We start from the raw sequence: 20762 nt of genomic DNA on the forward strand, positions 1-20762 counted from the left end.
CTGTACCGCAGGGACATTGTTAACAATTAGTATTACTCTAGATGCATAAGCCCCTAGCCTGCGGGCGGGAAGAGATATCTAGTCTTCCTGTACGTCTGTTAGGTGAAGACTGTTTATCTGTTATAGATATTCATGGGTACAGTGCGTCAGTTTTTTTATATTTAGGAGATAGTTACATGGCTAAAGTAGTCACTCGTTTTGCTCCGTCCCCGACCGGACATTTACACATTGGTGGTGCGCGTACCGCTATTTTCAGTTGGTTACTTGCTCGTCACAATGGTGGCGAATTTGTTCTGCGTATTGAGGATACTGACAGAGAACGTTCTGAGCAGCAGTACACAGACGCCATCCTTGCTTCTATGGAATGGCTTGGTCTTAACTGGGATGCAGAACCTGTATACCAGAGCCAGCGTGATGATCTGTACAACAAGTACATTGATCAATTGTTAGCAGAAGGAAAAGCGTACTACTGTGACTGTACTGCCGAAGAAGTAGAAGCAATGCGTGAAGAAGCGCGTGCTAATGGCAAAAAACCTAAGTACAACGGCAAATGTCGTGAGCTTGGTCTGGAAAAAGCAGAAGGCCGTGTCGTACGTTTTAAAGCACCTCTTACTGGTCGTACTGTATGGAAAGACCTTGTAAAAGGCAGCATTGCTTTTGATAATGAAGAACTTGATGACATGATTATCCGCCGTAGTGATGGTTCTCCAACCTACAACCTTGCAGTAGTTGTGGATGACCATTCTCAGGAAATCTCCCACGTGCTTCGTGGTGATGACCACGTAAACAACACTCCTAAGCAGATTATGATTTATGAAGCATTGGGTTGGGACGTCCCTGAATTCGGTCATGTTCCGATGATCCTCGGTTCTGACCGTAAAAAGCTTTCCAAACGCCATGGCGCAAAATCCGTTATGGAATACGAAAAAATGGGTCTGCTTCCGCAGGCGTTGGTGAACTACCTCGTACGTCTTGGCTGGTCCCACGGCGATCAGGAAATCTTTGCTCTCGACGAACTGATTGAGAAATTCTCTACCGACAATCTTTCTTCTTCTGCTGCTGGTTTTGATCCCGATAAACTTCTTTGGCTCAACGCGCAGTACATGAAAGAATCCTCCGATGCAGATCTTGCAGCTCTTGTAGCACCGTTTGTAAAAGATGCTGGTTTCGACAAGTCTGTCGAGGAACTGACAGCGATGGTGCCTCTTTTCAAAGATCGCGCGAAGGATCTTATTGGTCTCGTAGAAGCGATGCGCTTCATGCTTCTTCCTGATTCTGAATACGAATTTGACGAAAAAGCAGTGACGAAAGCGCTGACAGAAGAAGGTAAACAGCATCTTGCTAATATGCGTGAGCAGTTTGCAGCGTTAGAAGCATTCACGAAAGATACCACCCATGACGTTATGGCTAACTACGTATCTGACAACGGCCTCAAGTTTAAAGCTGTCGGCCCTCCATTACGCGTAGCACTTGTTGGTGCTATGGGTGGACCTAACCTTCCTGATGTTATGGAAATCATCGGTAAAGAGCGCACACTGGCTCGTGTTGATCGTGCTCTTGAACAATAGTTTTTTTGATAAATCAGCATATTGCATGTGGTTTATGAAAATAGAAGCCGCTACATTAGTAGCGGCTTTTTTTATTGTGCGTGAGTCATTCAAACCAGTGGATCGGCTTGTAACTAGTGTTTCTTGAGTTTTTTAGTGTTGGCGTGAAAAAAGGTGAGTCTACGTATTAGTAGACTCACCCTGTATTTGTTATACGAGTACCATGTTAGTTAACACATGTTGCGTGGCCGGAGGGCTATGAAGCCATGGCCAGCTACAGGATAACATCTGTTACGGCTGTATTACTGACTTGGTAAATCGTCCTTGGTGAACATACGCCATTGTGTAGTTCCATTTTCGGAAGATTCAGGCTCAACACGCAGAATAGGTTCACCTTTCCAGTAATATATCATGGATTCGTCAGAGAAAATATCACACTTCATATTCTCAACGATAACATGTGGTTCTAATTGTGTTATTTCAATGCCAATTTCGCTTAATTGTTCGCGAAGCAGTTCTTCAACTCGTGCTGCAACGCTTTGGGACATCTTACTCATAGAGTCCTCCTCATTATGATGCACGGACTATAACCTTGATTGCAACAGTTCGCAATTGCGTTGCGGTGTTGGAGTGCGTTTAGTGGCAATTGGACTTGAAGATGACGATTTGTCCACAAGTTGCTATAAGCTTGTTACGCTTAGAATGCAGCAACGTGTCCATTGTGTGCAGGCTTCTTTCTATTGGCGCAACATATTCTATAGATTAATAAAAAGGATAGTCATGCAACTTACTGCAGTGCTTTCTCAAATGCCTTTTTTTAGTGGACTCTCAGAAGAACAGCTTTCAACGTTGGCAGCTATTGCCGCAAAAAAAGATGTAGAGCGTGGACAAATTATTTTTTATGAGTCCGCTCCGGCAGAAGGGTTTTATATTGTTTTGTCCGGTAGAGTTAAAATTTACAAGACAGGCCCGGATGGAAGGGAAGCTATTATCCACTTGTATGGCTCCGGTGAAACATTCGGCGAAGTGGCAGTGTTCCAGAATAGTTCATTCCCAGCACATTCTGAAGCAGTAGAAAAATCTACATTAGCGTTTTTTCCGCGAAAAGGCCTGCTTGATTGCATTGCTAAAGACCCAGCACTGGCGCTTGCAATGCTCGGTTCCATGTCTAAGAAGTTACGTATGTTCACCAAGCAGGTTGAAGCACTGACTCTGCATGAAGCACCACAACGTCTTGCATCCTATTTGCTGTACACCAGTGAGGAAAAAGACGGTGCTGTAACATTTAAGCTTGATGTGTCTAAAGGGCTGCTTGCCGGCATGCTTGGCACTGCGCGTGAAACGTTATCCCGTACGCTTTCAAAAATGGCAGACAGAGGACTTGTTTCTGTTGAAGGACGTCAGATCACCATTGAGGATATGGCGGCACTGGAAGACTTGGCAGAAGGAGAGATAGTTCTTTAGGGCGAGTTGCCTCGTTATCTCTTTTTTAGTCTTGTCAGCAATTCACCCTCCTGCATACTGAGAACCGCACAGCGCTATTGTTTGTGTATCTAGTGTATGTGCTTCTACACATGCTGTGCAGTCTTCTAATATACCGGCAATAATAGTGTTAAAACATGTTTTGGGGAATTTTTTGCTCATACGCATAAAATTACCCTTTCTTAATTTTATGCATGATTTCTTATTGTTGCGTTGATCTCGTTTTTCATGACTACACATGGTTGTGTATGTTTTGTACTGCAACATATTGTTAGTATTACTAGATTGAACTCAATAGTGACTTGTAAACCGTCTTTGAAGTAATTCAAGGACGGTTTTTTACTGTAATAAAAGAGTGATGCAGTAAATTTTTTACGTAGTGAAGGGCGTGTATTGCAATTTATCAACAATATTACAATGTAGTAATGTTTGTTTTGTGTTCTTTCTGCTAGCGTGTTTGTAATCGCTTAAGGTTGTTGCGATCGGTGTTGCAGCATGCTGCATTTCTAAATGTTGAACGTAACGAGTACCTTATTGAATAAAAATCTTATAGATAGGAGGCACACTATGGTGAGGACGAAGCTGATTGCTTGTAATATCGCAGCATTAGTGGTGTTGGTTGCGTTGGTGCTGCCAACAGTTGTTAAGGCAGAGACAGTAGTCATGACGGAAGAAGTGGTTATGGTTGAAACGACACAGCCGTTGGATATTGTAAGGTCTCCGACCTTTACCTCTCCCAAAGAGGTTACTTTGTATGTTCCAATGAATCAGGTTGCTATCAACAAATCACTGGCAACAGCAGATGAACGTAAAGTTCGTGCTTTGTCTACCCGTCGCGCTGTTGGTCGCGCAGTGCGCAGAGGAACCTTTGTGTATCCTCGTAGCGAATGGCCGGTCTATGCACCGGAAAAATATCGCGTTAACCCTGTAATCGTGCGTACTGAAAAACCGTAGCGTATGCACGGAATATAAATAGAAAAGGCCTCGGTACATGGTACTGAGGCCTTTTTTTATCTAGTCAGGCAAGCATTGTTTTATGAGAGAATACTTCATGGAGTTAGCCGAACATAGTTTTTTGTGCTCTGGCTCCACCGCATGTCATAATGGTTTCAGTAGCGGCAATATCAACACCCGAAAGCTTGATTGCGTCAGCCAGTGCACGGGAAAGGCCGGTACAGCAAGGCACTTCCATACGAAGAACGCTGATGGAGCGTATGCCGCTATTGCGGATAATATCTGCAAGTTTTTGCACGTATTCATTAGTGTCGTCGAATTTAGGACAACCGATAAGAACAACTTTATTTTGAGCAAATTCACTGTGGAAAATTGGTGATGCAGCTGCTGCACAGTCTGCCGCTACAAGTACGTCTGCATCTTTAAGATACGGAGCTGTCGGTGGTACAAGGCGGATTTTAAGTGGCCAATGGCCCGGACCGGATACTTTGTTACCCGGTACTTCAATCTCAACAGTTTTCATGCTTTTTACATGTGAGCCCATGCAGCCGCATGGGCTGGATTTAGGTGTTTCTTTCGCGTCACGTTCTTTAACCCATTCCATCGCAGCTTCTTCGTCGAACTCAGGAGCTTCGCGTTCAATGATATGTAATGCGTCCTGAGGACATGCACCAAGGCATGCGCCTAAACCGTCACAGTATTCATCTTTAACGATTTTAGCTTTGCCGTTGATAATCTGGATAGCACCTTCGGCACAGTCAAGAACGCATAACCCGCAGCCGTCACAACGTTCTTCATCAATCTCAATAATTTTACGCACTACTTTATTCATAAAAAACTCCTTTAAGCGAAGTCGCTTTAATTCCTTATTTGTTGAGTTCAGTATATACAGTTCTTTTTTTAGTGTTGTGACATACGGCAAAAATATGGACTTTTTTATGGTAATTACTGTTAAGAGTACAATCTAACCAACTTCTCATTGTCTCCGCGTCACCACGTTCGGTGCCTGTTAACTTACAGAGTTGGGTTGCAAGTTTTGCTTCCCTTGGGCACTCTTCAGTGCGTTGAGAAATGCAAAAAGAGCTCTTACTAAGGAAATTTCTATGAAATTCGCTGAAATAAACTTGCTTTCAGAATTAGCCAAGCCTGAATTTAAAGATTTGCGTGCTGCGATGAACGAGCGCAAATTTGTTGCTACTGAGATGATAGCAGATCCTTTGTCTATTGCGGGTGATGGTATGACAAAACCGGACGAATCTGCTGCTGGTAGTGTGTTTATCGTTAAGGAAGGGCGCTTGAGGGTCTTTCTGGCAGCAGAAGGCAAAGAGTTTACTCTGTCTACTCTAGAAGCGGGCGATATTTACACCAGCCATACCGGAACATTTGTTCAAGCACTTACTCCTGGTGTTCTGCTTACAACCAGTATTCCGGTATTCCATACTTACATGCGTGATATTCCGCAGGTAAGTAAGGTTATGGTTCGTATCCTCGGTAACATGTTGAAAAGTACATTCGGCATTATTGATGATCTTGTTTTTGGTGATGCATCGACACGACTTGCGGCTTTTCTGCTTTCTGTTGCAAAGGAGGAGTCCGGAAGATCTATAGCGCGGCTTGGTATGACTGGCGAACAACTTGCACAACACGTCGGCTCCACACGCCAAACCGTTTCAACGTTACTTAACGATATGGTCCGATCGGGTATTCTGTTTCGTGTAAAGCGAGGCGTGTTTGAAGTTATAGACCCGGCACGGTTGGAAGAACTTACTAAATAGAGTTATTGTATGCTATGTTGATTTCTGGATAATTGTCGGCTTGCTGACAGAGTATAAGTTATAAGTGCGTAATAAAGGAGACAGAATAAAAAATTCAGGAGGAGAGCATTGATGGCAAAAGAACCAAAAAGACCTGAAGATCTTTCTATATGGGAAGACGCGCATGCAATGATCCGCAAAGCGAAAGCAGAAGGCATTGAAACTGCGTGGGATAGATTGGAACGTCAAACACCGCATTGTAAATTTTGTGAGTTGGGTACCACCTGCCGCAACTGTATAATGGGGCCTTGCCGGATCAGTACTAAACCGGACTCCAAAATGAACCTTGGCGTTTGCGGTGCCGACGCAGACGTTGTGGTTGCACGTAACTTTGGTCGCTTTATCGCTGGTGGGAGCGCTGGTCATTCAGATCATGGACGTGATCTGATTGAAGTGCTGGACGCGATTGTTCAAGGTGACACTGAGCATTATCATATTTCTGAGCCGGAAAAGCTTACGCGCATCGCTGCTGAGGTTGGCATTGCCACCGAAGGCCGTGAGCTTAATGAAATCGCATCAGATCTTGTTGATGAATGTTATAAGGATTTTGGTTCCCGTCGCTCTTCTTTGGCCTTTTTATCCCGCGTTCCTGAGCAACGTCGTGTTTTGTGGGATCGTGTAGGCATTACTCCACGCGGTGTTGACCGTGAAATTGCAGAAATGATGCATCGAACACACATGGGCTGTGACAATGATGCACCGAATACGTTGTTGCACTCTGCACGTTGTGCGCTGTCCGACGGTTGGGGTGGTTCCATGATTGGCACAGAACTTTCTGATGTTATTTTCGGAACTCCGACCCCTTCACGCTCCGTCAGCAACCTTGGTGTGATAAAAGAAGACAAGGTGAACATTCTGGTGCACGGGCATAACCCTGTTGTCTCCGAAATGATTCTCGCAGCTGCACGTATTCCTGAACTGGTTGAAAAAGCAAAAGCAGCAGGCGCAGCAGGCATCAACGTAGCCGGACTTTGCTGTACCGGTAACGAGCTGCTGATGCGTCAGGGTATTCCTATGGCCGGGAACCATCTTATGACAGAACTTGCTATCGTCACAGGCGCTGTTGAATCTGTTGTTGTTGATTACCAGTGTATTATGCCTTCCATGGTAACTGTTGCACAGTGTTACCATACTCGTTTTATTACCACTGCGGAAAAAGCTAAATTTACCGGTGCAATGCACTTTGAAGTGCATCCGCACAACGCACTTGAACAGGCCACCGCTATTGTTGAAGAGTCTATTAAAGCCTACACAGAACGTGATAAAGGCCGTGTTGAGATTCCGGCAGAACCTGTTGAAATTATGACAGGATTTTCAAACGAAGCAATTCTATCTGCACTCGGCGGAACTCTTACCCCGCTGATTGATGCTATCAAAGCTGGTAAAATTCGCGGCATTGTCGGCATCGTGGGTTGTAACAACCCAAAAGTTAAGCAGGACTCTGCAAACGTTGGTCTCGCAAAAGAGCTTCTCAAACGTGATATTCTTGTTCTTGTTACCGGTTGTGTTACCACCGCTGCCGGTAAAGCAGGTCTTCTTGTTCCGGAAGGTATCGAGATGGCAGGCGAGGGACTTAAAGAAGTGTGTGGCGCGTTAGGCATCCCGCCAGTACTCCATCTTGGTAGCTGTGTAGATAACTCCCGCATAATGCATCTTTGCGGTCTTGTCGCAAAAGAGCTTGGTGTAGATATCTCCGATTTGCCTGTGGGGGCTTCTTCTCCTGAGTGGTATTCAGAAAAAGCTGCTGCAATTGGTATGTACGCTGTGGCCAGTGGTGTTATGACGCACCTTGGTTTGCCTCCGAACATTCTGGGTTCCGAAACTGTAACCAATATTGCTCTGGAAGGACTGGAAGACATTGTAGGTGCCCACTTTGTTGTAGAAGGTGACTACGTGAAAGCTGCAGAGCTTCTGGATGCACGCATCCGTATGAAGCGTGTCGGGCTTGGTCTTTCTGAATAATGCATAGATAACAGACTACGGCAGTGCGGCCTTGCATCCTTCCGCACTGCCGTAGCTTTTTCGGTACAGCATGGGAGAGAATGTAGAATGAAGTTAGCATTTGCAGGCAAAGGCGGTGTGGGAAAAACGACTCTCACTGCATGGATGGCAGAGTATCTTGCCCGGAAAGGGCAGAATGTGTGGCTGGTGGACGCTGATACCGCATTATCCCTAGGTGAAGCTTGCGGGGTAGACCGTAGCAGTCTGCCGGAAGCTCTCATCCACCGTGAAGATTTGATCCGCGAGCGAATTCGGCAGGAAAATACCAGCATGTTCACCCTGAATCCTGAGGTAGGCGATTTGCCGGAAGCGCTCTCAGTTGAGCTTCCGGTCTTAGGAGAGAATGCACAAGGAAAACCTGCCGGCTCAAAACGCCTGCTTGTGATGGGGACTGTCACTGGAGCCGGAGGGGGGTGTGCCTGTGCTGCCAATACACTTCTAAAAGCTATTCTTGCGCATCTGGTTCTTGAAAGAAATGACTGGGTGTTAGTAGACTTGGAAGCCGGAGTGGAGCATTTAGGGCGCGGAACGGTTGCACACGTTGACGGTCTTGTTGTTGTCTCCGAACCAAGTATGCGTGGTCTGCAAACTGCGGCAGATGTGGGCACGATGGCGGAGGAGCTAGGGCTGCATAAGCAAGTGCTTGTTCTTAACCGTTCTGATATGGAAGACCCAGCACTTCCTCAGCTTGAAGGACTTCCTAATCAAGTTGTTTCCATGCCGTACCTCTCCTCACTTGCAGCACGACAGCTGGAAACCGGCAACGTACTTGGCTTGCCCGACAATGAGGTTGATTTTGTTATTGAGCGGGTGTTGAAAAAATTTGGGGCTGAAGTTTAGTTTTTTATAGTTGTAAAGGGACGGTGACATTCTGTGGTTAGCGTTTAGTAAGCGGGGGATCGCTGGCTGCTGGAGATTGTTTTGCACAACTGCCCCTATACTTTCTAGAAAATGTTATCGGCGAGGCGACGCCTCTTTTGTAGTCCTGCGATTTATGCCGGCATTACGTTATGTACAATAAAAGGCTGTCCTCCATATTGGGGGGCAGCCTTTTGGGTGATTTCAGATTTAGTATGCACAAGTTGCTCAAAGAGTCTGGTTCATAGCTATAGAGATAGAATGACGCAGTTTCAATGAAGCCACTATTGCCTTATTGTATCGCTAACGAATACTAAGAAGAGACTGCCTGTTCTGGAAAATTATGAACAGGTGTCATTAATTAAATGACAGCCCGGTGGATGTCTTGGTCGGAATGCTGCACGGCGCGATGGTATTTTACAGCAGGTTTACCAAAGGCCATAACGCAGACGACCGTGTGGTCTTCAGGAATTCCTATCAATTCAAGCAGTTCTGGGGCGATCATTGTTAAAACGGCTTTAGCGATACCATCCCAGACTGTGCCGAGACCGTGGCTGTTTGCCAGCAATTCGAAATAGCTCATGGCAATATGACAATCAGCCATAGGCGCGAGCGCATCTTTCGGTGCCGAAGCCACTAGTAAATGCGGTGCATTGCGAAAAATTATGTCTTTGCCGTCTTCGCATCCTTTGAGGAAATCAGCTATCCGCTCCAGACCTTTCGGGAGGTTACCTTCGCGAATTACTTTGAGAGCAGCTGCGGTTGCCTGCTCGCGGAGCTTGTCCATGGATTCGGGGTTATCTATTACGGTAAGCCGGTTTTGTCGCTGATTGACAGCGGTAGGGGCATGGTCCACCACGTGTAGCATATGATGAATGAGTTCTGGGTCAACACCCTCTTTTTTGTATCTTCGGATAGAACGACGGCTTAAGATCAGGGTTTCCATCTGGTTGGGGGCGGGCAATCCACCCTTGATTGAGGCACTGTTGGCCGGATCTTTTCCAAGGATACTCAAAGCACCTGTTTTGCATACGGCGAGACAGTGCTGGCATCCAATACACTTTTCTTCCTTTTCTTCATGGATAAAAGGATAGTCGTCCATTCCTATGATGCCGTATAGGCAGTCCTGAGCGCATTCTCCGCACTTAATACATTTATCTGTATCTACCTTAAAATTTAACATGTGTTACCCTTATACCTGTGTAGAGTTTGTTTTCTGTAAGCTTAATCACAGTAGCACAGAGGAAATGTAGCAAGAATACGTACTTTGCTGTAATTTTACGCGGTAATAGGTCGCACGGTGATGTAGAGAAGAAGTGAAGACATAGCAGGCAGAAAAAGAGCACCCTCAATGAGGGTGCTCTTTTTCTGCAATATTATCTTTCGCCCTTGCGGGCGCTGAACATGGCAATACAGCCTTTTACTTCAATTTTAACATTGGAGAATCGGGACTCCAGTTCTTCACGTAAACCGTTACGGTAGTCTCGCGTGTTAGAGAATATTCTTTTTTTGTTATAGAAGGCCATGAACTTTTGTGCAGCGAAGTTTTGTCGTACGCCGTGGCTCAGGATTGTTGATCCGAAAATCTTTCCACCGTCGTACAGGTATTCTGAAAGGGTATCCAAAATGACTGCTTTTTCTTTTATTGCTCCGGGGAGGCAGTGAAAAAGAGCGTTGATGCTTATTGAATCAAATTTGTTACATGGCAAATTCAGCGGTGCAAGAATATCTGCCTGATATACTTCCGGCTTGAAACGCTTAACACGCGCTGCGGCGGTATCTAAGCATGTGCTGTTTGCATCCAACAGGGCTAGGCGGCGTTTTTGTTCTAACAGGCATTTGTCGAGAAAGTAACCTGTGCCCACGCCGACATCCAGATGGTTAAGCGAAACGTGTTTGCGAAAATGGTAGCGCAGGTGCTTGGTTGGGCAGCGCCAGATAAATGAGTTTGAAATGCCGAGTACCCATATATCGTATAGAGATAGGACAGGTTTTGTATAGAATCCCTGCCCCGCGTGTATTACTTGTGACTGTTTCATTATATAAAATTTCTCCTCATCAGGTCACTTGATGATGAACTGTTGCGGGCTGTATGCTTTTGTGCTTCACGAGAACATTGAATGTAGCCCGAGCTGGTATCCATATTGTATGAACCATGTTCAGGAGAAGGTAAAAAAGCAATAAATTCCACACGAATTGTGGTTGCGATGTGATTTTTAATAATATTGTCGTTAAGCGCACAGAAAAAGCGCCCTGTATCGTGTCACAGGGCGCTCTTCACTGATAGCCAAGATGTGAGTACAGCATCATTAATCATAATGAAAGTTGAAATCACATCGCAAGGAGGTAACGGCTTTTAAAATGAAACTTATCATATTGTTGTGCGATAAGAAGTCATTCAAGTGACAGTTTGTTTTTACGCTCCAGCGCAAGTGGACCGACTGGCCACAATAACTGCGTTAGAAGTTGGAACAGGTTTTTATTTGCTCCCAAAATGCGAGAAAGGAAAGCTGAAAATTGTTACGCTTGTTTTTAAACAAGTAAGCTGTCAGGTCGCGTAGGTTGTTTGGCCTATTTGATAGTAAAAGTCCCTCCCGCAGGTACTGCGGAAGGGACTTTCGTGCTTAGGCGCTATCCGAGGATAGCTTTGAGATCTTCTTCTGGGGTGGATATAGGTTTGATACCGTAGTTATCTACCAGAATGTTCAGGATGTTCGGGCTGATGAATGCAGGAAGGGAAGGCCCGAGGCGAATGTCGGTAATACCGAGAGAGAGAAGGGTGAGAAGAATAACAACAGCCTTCTGCTCGTACCAGCTGAGTATCAGTGATAATGGGAGTTCGTTTACGCCGCACTCGAATGCGCCAGCAAGGGCTATCGCAATCTGGATTGCGGAGTATGCATCGTTACACTGACCAATGTCGAGGAGACGAGGAATACCACCGATGTCGCCTAGCTTTTTATCAAAGAAACGGAATTTACCACAAGCAAGTGTAAGGATGACCGTATCTTCAGGAGCCTGTTCTACAAACTCAGTGTAGTAGTTACGGCCAGGTTTGGCGCCATCACAACCACCGACAAGGAAGAAGTGGCGGATTGAACCGGCCTTAACACCTTCGATTACTTTGTCTGCAACACTCATTACGGTGTTGTGGCCAAAGCCGCAAAGAACGCTGCCTTTGTCCGCGGTGTCAGTGAAGCCGGGCTGTGCAAGTGCGCGTTCGATAACCGGAGTAAAATCTTTAGCGGGGCCGATGTGGGTAAGACCAGGCCAGCCAACAAGACCGGTTGTGAACACGTTGTCTTTGTAAACTTCCTGAGGTTTCTGGATACAGTTAGTGGTAAAGAGAATTGCACCGGGAAATTCAGGAAATTCTTTATGCTGATTCTGCCATGCTGTACCGAAGTGGCCGTAGAAATGCTCAAATTTTTTGAGTTCGGGATAAGCGTGACATGGGAGCATTTCACCGTGTGTGTAAATATTGATACCTGTTCCTTCAGTTTGTTTAAGAAGGAGGTATAGGTCTTGAAGGTCATGGCCGGAAACAAGGATTGCTTTACCCGGGACGTGACCGAGAGGCACTTCAGTAGGTACTGGATGGCCGAATGTACCGGTGTTTGCTGTATCAAGCAGTTCCATAGCACGGAGGTTGACTTCGCCACATTTGAGACAGAGGCCGAGCCATGCTTGAAGGTCTCGGTCCTGTTCGTCGTAACCAGCTGCAAGACCGGTGTATATAAAGTGGTATACAGAGGAATCCTGCTGACCGAGTACTGCCGCATGGTCAGCGTAAGCACAAAGGCCTTTCATACCGTAAAGAAGAAGTTGTTTTGCGGAGCGGATATCATCGTCAGTATCAAAGTTTTTAATGGAATGTGCTTCGCCCTGAGCAATTAAACCCTCAAGAGTTTCAGCCGGCTCAAAATTTCCTGGCCCGCTTGCGAAATGAACATCAAGTGCTTTGCGGTGCGCTACGATTTCATTGATAAATTTCTGAAAATCTTCAGGTGTGAAATTAACATTGGTAAGAGTGGTGAAGAGCATTTTGGCAGTAAAATGGCCAAGGTTGTTGCTGCTGTCACCTTTTTTTAGCGCAGTAAGAGCAAGGCCGCGCAGTGCATAGACTGTGAGATCCTGAAGTGCTGCAACGTCTGCTTTTTTGCCGCATACGCCAATTTTGTCACAACCGATACCTTTTGCGGTTTGCTCACACTGGTTACAGAACATAGGTAACTCCTTTTTTTGAGTATTAACTTGAGTTGCTTCGTCTGCCGTAAAAATTTTTTTCAAGAAATCCAACATACTGGTACACCTCATATGGGCTAAAAAATTTTGTGTGTCTCATCGAACAGCAACTTGACAGCAATTAGAAGTTATTTGATGCGCGAAAGAAGTTCGTTGCCATTGAATGCAACCTAGCTATCCTATGAATTTTATTCTGTGACACGGGTCAAAAAACAGAAGTCGTGTCAAAAAAAAGTTGGTTCAGGCATTTTATTTTACCATAGTGAATTTCTCATGTTACTCCTGTGAGGAATATTATATAGGGGGGCATCTTGATATCATCAGGGTGTGCTTACTGTTTGCTTGCAAGAAAAAAGAGGAAAGTGTACCTTTTCCACTTGACGATTGGGTGGGGAATGCGTAAATACCATCTTCGCCGTAACGGTGTAGGCGCGTAGCTCAGTGGTAGAGCACTACCTTGACATGGTAGGGGTCAGCAGTTCGATACTGCTCGTGCCTACCAACACTGACGGATTGTAGGGAGGCGATAGCCTCCCTTTTTTTTATATATTCGAAAATTTTCAGGAGATACCATCGTGAACGTGTCTATTGAAGGACAAGTTGTAGAGGTAGCAGCAGAAGCAAGCTGCCGTGATGCCCTGAGAGAAGTACTCAGCGGTAAAAAATTCAAGACTGTGTTGGCTGCAAAGTGCGGCACGACAACGCTTGATCTCACTGCAACTATTCCGACAGGTTGTGATGAAATCACGCCTGTATACGCGGACACGCCGGAAGGTCTTGCCTTACTCAGACACTCAACTGCGCACATTATGGCTGATGCAGTTAAGCGTTTGTTCCCTTCTGCTAAAGTTACCATTGGTCCTTCCATTGAAAACGGTTTTTACTACGACTTCGACGTAGAGCGCCCGTTTACTACTGAAGACCTTGAAGCGATTGAAGCGGAGATGACCAAGATTATCCGTGAGGCTGCTCCATTTACTTGCGAAGTTGTTTCCAAAGACGAAGCGAAAAAATTGTTTGCTGATATGGGAGAAAGCTACAAGCTTGAACTTATTGATGCTGTCGATGACGATGTGGTTTCCATTTATCGTCACGGCGATTTTGCAGACCTTTGTCGTGGCCCGCATCTTCCAACAACCGGATACGTTAAGTCGTTTAAACTCATGTCTGTTGCTGGTGCTTACTGGCGCGGAGATGAAAAGAACCCAATGCTTTCACGTATCTACGGTACTGCGTTCTCTGATCCTAAGGAACTCAAAAAATACCTCAACCGTCTTGAAGAGGCGAAAAAACGTGATCACCGCAAGCTTGGTGCAGCACTTGACCTTTTCAGCTTTCAGGAAGAGGGCGGAGTTGGTATGGCCTACTGGCATCCAAAAGGTGCCCTTATCCGTACTATCCTTGAAGACTTTGAACGAAAAGAGCATTTAAAACGCGGATACGATATCGTACAGGCACCGCAGATTCTCAAGCGAGAGCTTTGGGAACGCTCCGGTCATTACGACAACTACCGTGAAAATATGTACTTCACCGAAATCGACGAAGTGCCATACGGCGTAAAGCCAATGAACTGTGTTGCGCACATGCTTATTTATAAGTCTCACATGCGTAGCTATCGTGACCTTCCAATGCGCTATTTTGAGCTTGGAGTGGTTCACCGTCACGAGAAGTCCGGTGTGTTGCATGGTCTTATGCGTGTTCGTCAGTTCACTCAGGATGATGCTCATATTATTTGCCGCCCTGATCAGCTTCAGGAAGAGATTGTTGGTGTTCTTAACTTTGTTAAAGACATTATGAATGTTTTTGGTTTTGAATACTCTCTTGAGCTTTCCACCCGTCCTGAAAAATCCATTGGCGATGACGCTGATTGGGATCTGGCAACGGAATCCCTGATTGAAGCGCTTAAGGCCATTGATCTTCCTTACGAGATTAACGAAGGTGACGGCGCTTTTTACGGACCAAAGATTGATATTAAACTCCGTGATTGTCTTGACAGAGAATGGCAATGTGCTACCGTTCAGTGTGATTTTACCTTGCCAGAACGCTTTGATTTAGGGTACGTGGGCGAAGATGGTGAACGTCACCGCCCTGTAATGGTTCATCGCGTTATTCTTGGTTCAGTTGAACGTTTTATTGGTATTCTTACTGAACACTATGCTGGTGCATTCCCAACTTGGCTTGCTCCGGTACAGGCCCGTGTGCTAACTGTCACCGATGCACACAACGAATTTGCAGAAGAAATCAAAGCGGAGCTTCGTAAAGAAGGAATCCGCGTTGAAGCAGATACTCGTAATGAAAAGCTGGGTTACAAAGTTCGTGAAGCCCAGGTTTCTAAGATCCCGTATATGCTAGTTATCGGGGATAAAGAGGTTGAAGAACAAGGTGTGAACGTACGCATGCGTAAGGGCGAAAACCTTGGTCTGAAATCTGTTTCGGAAGTGGTAGAGCTTATTAAAGCTGATTGTGAAGAACCGTTTAAAAGCGGAGGGTTAAGCTATCGCTTTTCCTAAATATCGTCGGCAAGAGCCGCAAGATATGACTAAGCGTAACGAACAAATTCGTGCGCGTGAGGTTCGTGTTATTAGTGAAACTGGTGAGCAGCTTGGAATTCTTGGAAGAAACCAGGCCATCGACATCGCTAAAGAAAAAGGACTCGACCTCGTTGAGGTGGCTGCTAATGCTGAACCACCTGTCTGCAAGATCATGGACTATGGTAAGTACAAGTTCGAGCAGAAAAAGAAGAAACAGGAAGCAAAGAAAAATGCTGCTGTAGTTCAGGTTAAAGAAATCAAAGTTCGTCCAAAAACTGACGAGCACGATTACCAGACTAAACTTAAGCACATTCGTCGCTTCCTTGAAGCCGGTGACCGTTGTAAGGTTACTGTGTTCTTCCGTGGACGTGAAATCGTTCATAAAGATCGCGGTCTTACAATTTTGGAACGGGCTATGGAGGATACTAAGGATATCGCAAAAGTGGACCAGATGCCACGTTCCGAAGGACGTACCCTGCACATGTTGCTGGTGCCGACTGCGAAAAAATAAGCATTCTGGCTTGATTTTGTGATTGAATTAGAGCAATATCCCCGCTTCGCGTAGTTATACTTGTTGTTCTGCGCTTTGCTCAGAGGAATTTTCTGAAAACTCCTTGTACTGCAAGGGGTTTTCTCTCGCGTGCTGTCGTTACGCTGTAGAATGACAGTACAGCAATAACGGTAAGGAGATTAACATGCCAAAGATTAAAACCAGACGTGGCGCTGCAAAGCGTTTTTCTTTGACTGGTACCGGCAAGATCAAACGTCGCAAGCAGAACCTTCGTCATATCCTGACTAAGAAAAGTGCAAAGCGTAAAATGAATCTCGGTCAGTCTGCTATTGTTGATAGAAGCAATGAAAAAGCTGTTCGTCGCATGCTTCCTAACGCATAAGACGTATCACTTTAGTATATAACATTTTTTCGCGCTCCGTTGGCACATCTCTCGCCTCACGGAGTGACAAAGACCCTGGAGGGTATCCATGCGAGTCAAGAGAGGCTTGGCGGCTCATCGTCGTCATAAGAAATATTTGAAAATGGCTAAAGGCTTCCGTGGCGGTCGTTCTAAACTGTACCGCACAGCACGTGAAGCAGTAGAAAATGCATTAGTTTATTCTTACCGTGACCGTAAGACCAAGAAACGTGAGTTTCGTCGTCTTTGGATCCTGCGTATCAACGCTGGCGCCCGTTTGAACGGTCTTTCCTACAGCAAGTTCATGCACGGCCTGACCCTGGCTGGTGTTGAACTGAACCGTAAGGTCCTTGCTGACCTTGCAGTTCGCGAAAAAGAGCACTTTGCCCAGCTTTGCGAAATCGCAAAAGCTAAGCTGAGCTAAGTAGCACTTTCAGGTATGAGCCTGATTCACGAATTAGAAAGCCTGGTTCAGGAGCTTAACAGCGGCCTGGATCAGGCTTTTTCATTAAGCGTAGTGGAAGATTTGCGTGTAGCCTTCTTGGGTCGAAAGGGTAAACTCGCGCAGATCATGCAACGTCTTCCAGAACTGTCTCCAGAAGAACGTCCGGAAGTTGGTAAAACTGCAAACATCGTAAAGGGTAAGCTTACTGGCTTGCTTGATGAGTGCAAAACTAAACTTGAAAACGCAGCAGAAGCGGACAAACTTGCCAAGTTTGACCCTTCAATGCCGGGACGTATGCCTTGGCAGGGTTCATTGCACCCTATCACCAAGGTGATGACAGAAATCTGTGATATCTTCAAAGGGCTTGGATACGACATCGTAACCGGTCCTGAAGTAGAGAACGATTTTTATAACTTCGAAGCGCTCAATCTGCCTCCAGAGCATCCAGCGCGTGACATGCAGGATACCCTGTACGTAACAGATAATATTCTTCTGCGTACGCACACATCTCCAATGCAGGCACGTACTATGCTCAAGCGGAAACCACCGCTTGCTATTATCGCACCTGGTAAAGTGTACCGTCGTGATTCTGACCTTACACACACACCTATGTTCCATCAGATCGAAGGTCTGCTGGTTGGCGAAAAAGTAAGCCTTGCAGAGCTCCGCGGTACCCTTACCGCCTTTCTTCAGGAAGTGTTCGGGCCGGAAACCAAAGTTCGTTTCCGTCCTAGTTTCTTCCCGTTCACCGAGCCTAGCGTAGAAGTAGATATTTCTTGCTGCATGTGCGGTGGCGACGGCGTAGTGGACTGCAAGCCTTGTCGTGTCTGCAAGCAGACTGGTTGGGTTGAAATCCTTGGTTGTGGCATGGTTGATCCTGAAGTGTTCAAGAAAGTTGGCTATGATCCGGAAAAATACACCGGCTTTGCTTTCGGTCTTGGTGTGGAGCGTGTTGCAATGCTTAAATACGGCATTGGTGACCTCCGCATGTTCTTCGAGAACGATGTGCGTTTCCTTAACCAGTTTATCTAGCAGGGGAGAATAGTACCATGCTTTTAAGTATCAACTGGTTGAAAGAGTTTGTTCCGTTTACCGGAACAATTCAGGAACTTGATGACGCGCTGACCATGCTTGGTCTTGAAGTGGAAGAAGTAATTCATCCGTTTGAAGGCATTAAGCCAATGGTTATCGGTCACGTTGTTGAGTGTGAAAAACATCCTGAAGCAGAAAAACTTTCTGTATGTAAGGTCGATGTTGGCGAAGCAGAGCTGTTAAACATTGTCTGCGGTGCACCGAATGTTCGTAAAGGACTGAAAGTTGCTGTAGTCAAAGTTGGCTCTGAAATGCCTGACGGCACCAAGATTAAAAAGACAAAACTTCGTGGTATTCCATCCATGGGTATGATTTGTTCAGAGCGTGAGCTTGGACTTTCAGACGCACATGATGGCATCATGGAGCTTCCGGAAGAACTCGTGCCGGGTGCAAGCCTTGTCGAGTCCTTGAATCTGGATGAAGTAGTGCTGGATATTTCCATCACTCCTAACCGTGCGGACTCCTTGAGTGTTCTCGGTGTTGCCCGTGAGGTTGCACTTGCTTTTGATCTGCCGCTCACCGTACCTGAGTATACTCTTGTTGAGTCCGGTGATGATTGCTCTGATGAAGTGGCAATCGAAATTACCGATGCAGATAAATGTTATTGCTACTACGGTCGTATTCTTGAAGGTGCTGCCATTGGTCAGTCTCCTGCATGGATGCGGTACCGTCTTGTAGCTGTCGGCTTGCGTCCTATTTCGAATATCGTAGACGTGACCAACTACATCATGATGGGTTTTGGTCAGCCGCTTCACGCATTTGACCTTGATCGTCTTGATGGTGCCAAGGTTATTATAGATACGGCTGCTGAAGGTGAAAAGTTCATTACTCTTGATGAGCAGGAACGGACACTGAAGGCAACGGATCTTATGATCAAAGACGGTAGCAAAAGTGTTGCCCTTGCCGGTGTTATGGGTGGCGCTAACAGCGAAATTCATGATGGATCTACACGTATTTTCCTTGAATCAGCTGTGTTCCAACCTGCATCTGTACGCCGCACTGCACGTCGCCTTGGTCTCTCCTCTGATGCTTCTTTCCGCTTTGAACGCGGTGTTGATCAGTTACATTGTCCAGAAGCAATGGATCGCGCAGCAGCTATGCTTGCTGAGCTTACTGGTGCAACCGTCCGTAAAGGCATATGTAAAGCTGAACCAAAGCCTTGGGTTGCTCCTGAGCTTCAGTTCCGCCCGCAGCGTTGTCGTGATCTTCTTGGCGTAGATGTGGATGATTCTTTCTGCAAAGCTACCCTTGAAAAGCTTGGCTGTACTATCTCCGGCGCAGATACTGCGGACTGGACAGTGGTACCGCCTAGCAACCGTCTCGACTATGAGCGCGAAGTAGATTTTATTGAAGAGGTTGCACGCGTATACGGCATGGATCGTATTGAGCCTGTTCTTCCTCAAGTGAAACGTACTCTAGAAGCACGTAATGATGATTGCAACGAGTACGAGTTCTGGTCTCTCATTAAACGCTGGGGCTGCGGTCTCGGACTGAATGAAGCGATCAACTACTCTTTCGTTGGTCATGCAGATCTTGATCTGTTTAATTTGCCTACAGACAACCGCATCACTATCATGAATCCGCTCTCTTCTGAGCAGGATGCGATGCGCACAGAACTTGCTCCGGGGCTTTTGCAGAACCTTCGCTATAACTTGGGACACGGCAACACCGGTCTGCGTTTGTTTGAACTTGCGCATATCTTTGAAGCTGATGAATCAAGTGATACAACTGTTCGCGAATCCGGCCGCCTTAACATTTTGTTCTACGGTGACCGTTTTGATTCTGCATACCCTCGTATGACTTCTGAAGCAGAGTATGCTGATATTAAAGGTTGCGTAGAACATCTTCTTGCACATCTTCATGTAGGAGAGCCTAGCTTTACTCTTGCAGAAGATCATGTATGGCTGTCTCCGGCTGTAGATGTTGTCGTTGGCAACCAGAAAGTTGGCACTATCGGAAGAATCAATCCTGTGATTGCTGATGCCTACAATGCTAAAAAAGATGTCTGGTTTGCAGATCTTGATACAGACGAACTGAGTAGATTGTATGTAGCAAGCTGTGTTAAATTTTCCAGCTTGCCTGTGCATCAGTCTGCATGGAACGACCTCACTGTAATCGCTCCGATTACACTTAATGTTCAGGCTATCTTTGATCAGGTTGCAGCAACAAAATTGCCGCTTCTTGAGAAGATGGAACTGATCGACGTGTTCGTACCTGAAGTGTCAGAAGATGCTGAAGAAACTCGCAATTTGACTTTCCGCCTTACTTTCCGTCATGGTTCAAAGACATTGAAAGATAAGGATGTAGACAAAGAGCGTAAAAAGGTGGTTAAATCTCTCGAAAGCGCATTGCCTGTTCGCATTTAGTCAGGAAACAGCTCTGCAGGGAGACGTATGAAAGCAAAGACCTATCGTATCGGTGAGGCTGCTACCCTGTTGAACTTAAAACCGTATGTCTTGCGGTTTTGGGAAACAGAATTCAAACAGCTTATCCCTATACGCACCCAAAAGGGGCAGCGTATGTATTCCGAACAGAATATACTTCTGTTGCGGGCGATACGGCATTTGCTTTACGAACGCGGTTTGACCATTGAAGGCGCCCGTAAGGTGCTTGGTCAATATGAAGAAATACATGGCTCTATCACCGGTCCGGAATTTCCCGGGCCGGAGATAGAGGCTTTTTGTGCAGGGAGCGGCACAGAGAAGCCTCTGTATGGAACAGAAGCTTCCGGTGCAATTGATGTCGAGGAGATCATTACAGAACTCGCATCGCTCCGTGATTTGCTTATAACGGGTCGTCATTGATGTACCCGTATTTTTGTGTGTGATGTCCGTTGGGGGCGAGCACACCCGCACAGTACCATAACCGGCGAAAGCCACAGA

At 46.0% G+C, this 20762-nt stretch carries 18 protein-coding genes and 1 tRNA gene; 14 read left to right on the plus strand and 5 right to left on the minus strand.

Annotated features, from left to right (window positions below; all coding sequences use genetic code 11):
- Positions 1-176 precede the first annotated feature (176 nt).
- Complete coding sequence (gene gltX, locus F461_RS0103075; protein ID WP_019999691.1) at positions 177-1568, plus strand: glutamate--tRNA ligase; 1392 nt, start codon at positions 177-179, stop codon at positions 1566-1568.
- Positions 1569-1849: 281 nt separating this feature from the next.
- Here the strand turns inward: gltX and F461_RS0103080 are convergent, their stop codons facing one another.
- On the minus strand, positions 1850-2104 hold the full coding sequence (locus F461_RS0103080) for a hypothetical protein (protein ID WP_019999692.1): 255 nt from the start codon (positions 2102-2104) through the stop codon (positions 1850-1852).
- Positions 2105-2186: 82 nt separating this feature from the next.
- Here F461_RS0103080 and F461_RS0103085 point away from each other — a divergent pair, with 82 nt between their 5' ends.
- Positions 2187-3011: a Crp/Fnr family transcriptional regulator gene (locus tag F461_RS0103085; RefSeq protein WP_235633770.1), complete on the plus strand. Its 825-nt coding sequence runs from the start codon at positions 2187-2189 to the stop codon at positions 3009-3011.
- Between the two features lie 585 nt (positions 3012-3596).
- Positions 3597-3983, plus strand: a complete 387-nt coding sequence (locus F461_RS0103095; protein ID WP_019999695.1) for a hypothetical protein — start codon at positions 3597-3599, stop codon at positions 3981-3983.
- Between the two features lie 103 nt (positions 3984-4086).
- Here the strand turns inward: F461_RS0103095 and F461_RS16930 are convergent, their stop codons facing one another.
- A complete protein-coding gene (locus F461_RS16930; protein WP_019999696.1) occupies positions 4087-4815 on the minus strand; it encodes an ATP-binding protein in 729 nt (242 codons plus the stop codon).
- Positions 4816-5086: 271 nt separating this feature from the next.
- Between F461_RS16930 and F461_RS0103105 the strand changes: the two genes are divergently transcribed.
- From F461_RS0103105 to F461_RS0103115, 3 genes are all read left to right on the plus strand, one after another.
- Entirely contained in the window at positions 5087-5758 is a 672-nt protein-coding gene (locus F461_RS0103105) for a Crp/Fnr family transcriptional regulator (RefSeq protein WP_019999697.1), read from the plus strand.
- Positions 5759-5869: 111 nt separating this feature from the next.
- The gene (cooS, locus tag F461_RS0103110; RefSeq protein ID WP_019999698.1) at positions 5870-7759 is read left to right on the plus strand and encodes an anaerobic carbon-monoxide dehydrogenase catalytic subunit; all 1890 of its coding nucleotides are present in this window, start codon (positions 5870-5872) and stop codon (positions 7757-7759) included.
- Positions 7760-7846: 87 nt separating this feature from the next.
- On the plus strand, positions 7847-8638 hold the full coding sequence (locus F461_RS0103115; RefSeq protein WP_019999699.1) for an ATP-binding protein: 792 nt from the start codon (positions 7847-7849) through the stop codon (positions 8636-8638).
- Positions 8639-9017: 379 nt separating this feature from the next.
- On the opposite strand, the gene F461_RS0103120 is transcribed toward F461_RS0103115, so the two are convergent.
- The 3 genes from F461_RS0103120 to hcp all read right to left on the minus strand — a co-directional run bounded on the left by F461_RS0103120 (position 9018) and on the right by hcp (position 12883).
- Positions 9018-9839: a nitroreductase family protein gene (locus F461_RS0103120; protein WP_019999700.1), complete on the minus strand. Its 822-nt coding sequence runs from the start codon at positions 9837-9839 to the stop codon at positions 9018-9020.
- A gap of 193 nt (positions 9840-10032) precedes the next feature.
- Entirely contained in the window at positions 10033-10695 is a 663-nt protein-coding gene (locus F461_RS0103125) for a class I SAM-dependent methyltransferase (protein ID WP_019999701.1), read from the minus strand.
- A 592-nt stretch (positions 10696-11287) separates the two neighbouring features.
- Positions 11288-12883, minus strand: a complete 1596-nt coding sequence (hcp, locus tag F461_RS0103130; protein ID WP_026364591.1) for a hydroxylamine reductase — start codon at positions 12881-12883, stop codon at positions 11288-11290.
- Positions 12884-13328: 445 nt separating this feature from the next.
- On the opposite strand from hcp, the gene F461_RS0103135 reads away from it, so the two are divergent.
- The 8 genes from F461_RS0103135 to F461_RS19000 all read left to right on the plus strand — a co-directional run bounded on the left by F461_RS0103135 (position 13329) and on the right by F461_RS19000 (position 20684).
- Positions 13329-13403, plus strand: a tRNA-Val gene (locus F461_RS0103135).
- 73 nt (positions 13404-13476) lie between these two features.
- Complete coding sequence (gene thrS / locus F461_RS0103140; protein WP_019999703.1) at positions 13477-15411, plus strand: threonine--tRNA ligase; 1935 nt, start codon at positions 13477-13479, stop codon at positions 15409-15411.
- 25 nt (positions 15412-15436) lie between these two features.
- Positions 15437-15943, plus strand: a complete 507-nt coding sequence (gene infC / locus F461_RS0103145) for a translation initiation factor IF-3 (RefSeq protein WP_019999704.1) — start codon at positions 15437-15439, stop codon at positions 15941-15943.
- A 184-nt stretch (positions 15944-16127) separates the two neighbouring features.
- Entirely contained in the window at positions 16128-16325 is a 198-nt protein-coding gene (rpmI, locus tag F461_RS0103150; RefSeq protein ID WP_019999705.1) for a 50S ribosomal protein L35, read from the plus strand.
- A gap of 88 nt (positions 16326-16413) precedes the next feature.
- Positions 16414-16767 (plus strand): 50S ribosomal protein L20, encoded by a 354-nt coding sequence (gene rplT, locus F461_RS0103155; protein WP_019999706.1) that lies wholly within the window; start codon positions 16414-16416, stop codon positions 16765-16767.
- Between the two features lie 15 nt (positions 16768-16782).
- On the plus strand, positions 16783-17820 hold the full coding sequence (pheS, locus tag F461_RS0103160) for a phenylalanine--tRNA ligase subunit alpha (RefSeq protein WP_019999707.1): 1038 nt from the start codon (positions 16783-16785) through the stop codon (positions 17818-17820).
- A 17-nt stretch (positions 17821-17837) separates the two neighbouring features.
- A complete protein-coding gene (gene pheT / locus F461_RS0103165; protein WP_019999708.1) occupies positions 17838-20246 on the plus strand; it encodes a phenylalanine--tRNA ligase subunit beta in 2409 nt (802 codons plus the stop codon).
- 27 nt (positions 20247-20273) lie between these two features.
- Entirely contained in the window at positions 20274-20684 is a 411-nt protein-coding gene (locus F461_RS19000; RefSeq protein WP_019999709.1) for a MerR family transcriptional regulator, read from the plus strand.
- Positions 20685-20762: the final 78 nt, after the last annotated feature.

This window comes from Halodesulfovibrio aestuarii DSM 17919 = ATCC 29578 (assembly GCF_000384815.1).
GTDB classification, from domain to species: Bacteria; Desulfobacterota; Desulfovibrionia; order Desulfovibrionales; family Desulfovibrionaceae; genus Halodesulfovibrio; species Halodesulfovibrio aestuarii.

What these genes read in the sequence shown, in the direction of transcription:
- rplT (WP_019999706.1), top strand. Translation starts at nt 16,414, where the DNA reads ATGCGAGTCAAGAGAGGCTTGGCGGCTCATCGTCGTCATAAGAAATAT.
- F461_RS0103120 (WP_019999700.1), bottom strand. Translation starts at nt 9,839, where the DNA reads ATGTTAAATTTTAAGGTAGATACAGATAAATGTATTAAGTGCGGAGAA.
- F461_RS0103095 (WP_019999695.1), top strand. Translation starts at nt 3,597, where the DNA reads ATGGTGAGGACGAAGCTGATTGCTTGTAATATCGCAGCATTAGTGGTG.
- F461_RS19000 (WP_019999709.1), top strand. Translation starts at nt 20,274, where the DNA reads ATGAAAGCAAAGACCTATCGTATCGGTGAGGCTGCTACCCTGTTGAAC.
- F461_RS0103105 (WP_019999697.1), top strand. Translation starts at nt 5,087, where the DNA reads ATGAAATTCGCTGAAATAAACTTGCTTTCAGAATTAGCCAAGCCTGAA.
- infC (WP_019999704.1), top strand. Translation starts at nt 15,437, where the DNA reads ATGACTAAGCGTAACGAACAAATTCGTGCGCGTGAGGTTCGTGTTATT.
- pheS (WP_019999707.1), top strand. Translation starts at nt 16,783, where the DNA reads ATGAGCCTGATTCACGAATTAGAAAGCCTGGTTCAGGAGCTTAACAGC.
- F461_RS0103125 (WP_019999701.1), bottom strand. Translation starts at nt 10,695, where the DNA reads ATGAAACAGTCACAAGTAATACACGCGGGGCAGGGATTCTATACAAAA.
- gltX (WP_019999691.1), top strand. Translation starts at nt 177, where the DNA reads ATGGCTAAAGTAGTCACTCGTTTTGCTCCGTCCCCGACCGGACATTTA.
- rpmI (WP_019999705.1), top strand. Translation starts at nt 16,128, where the DNA reads ATGCCAAAGATTAAAACCAGACGTGGCGCTGCAAAGCGTTTTTCTTTG.
- cooS (WP_019999698.1), top strand. Translation starts at nt 5,870, where the DNA reads ATGGCAAAAGAACCAAAAAGACCTGAAGATCTTTCTATATGGGAAGAC.
- F461_RS0103080 (WP_019999692.1), bottom strand. Translation starts at nt 2,104, where the DNA reads ATGAGTAAGATGTCCCAAAGCGTTGCAGCACGAGTTGAAGAACTGCTT.
- F461_RS0103115 (WP_019999699.1), top strand. Translation starts at nt 7,847, where the DNA reads ATGAAGTTAGCATTTGCAGGCAAAGGCGGTGTGGGAAAAACGACTCTC.
- hcp (WP_026364591.1), bottom strand. Translation starts at nt 12,883, where the DNA reads ATGTTCTGTAACCAGTGTGAGCAAACCGCAAAAGGTATCGGTTGTGAC.
- pheT (WP_019999708.1), top strand. Translation starts at nt 17,838, where the DNA reads ATGCTTTTAAGTATCAACTGGTTGAAAGAGTTTGTTCCGTTTACCGGA.
- F461_RS16930 (WP_019999696.1), bottom strand. Translation starts at nt 4,815, where the DNA reads ATGAATAAAGTAGTGCGTAAAATTATTGAGATTGATGAAGAACGTTGT.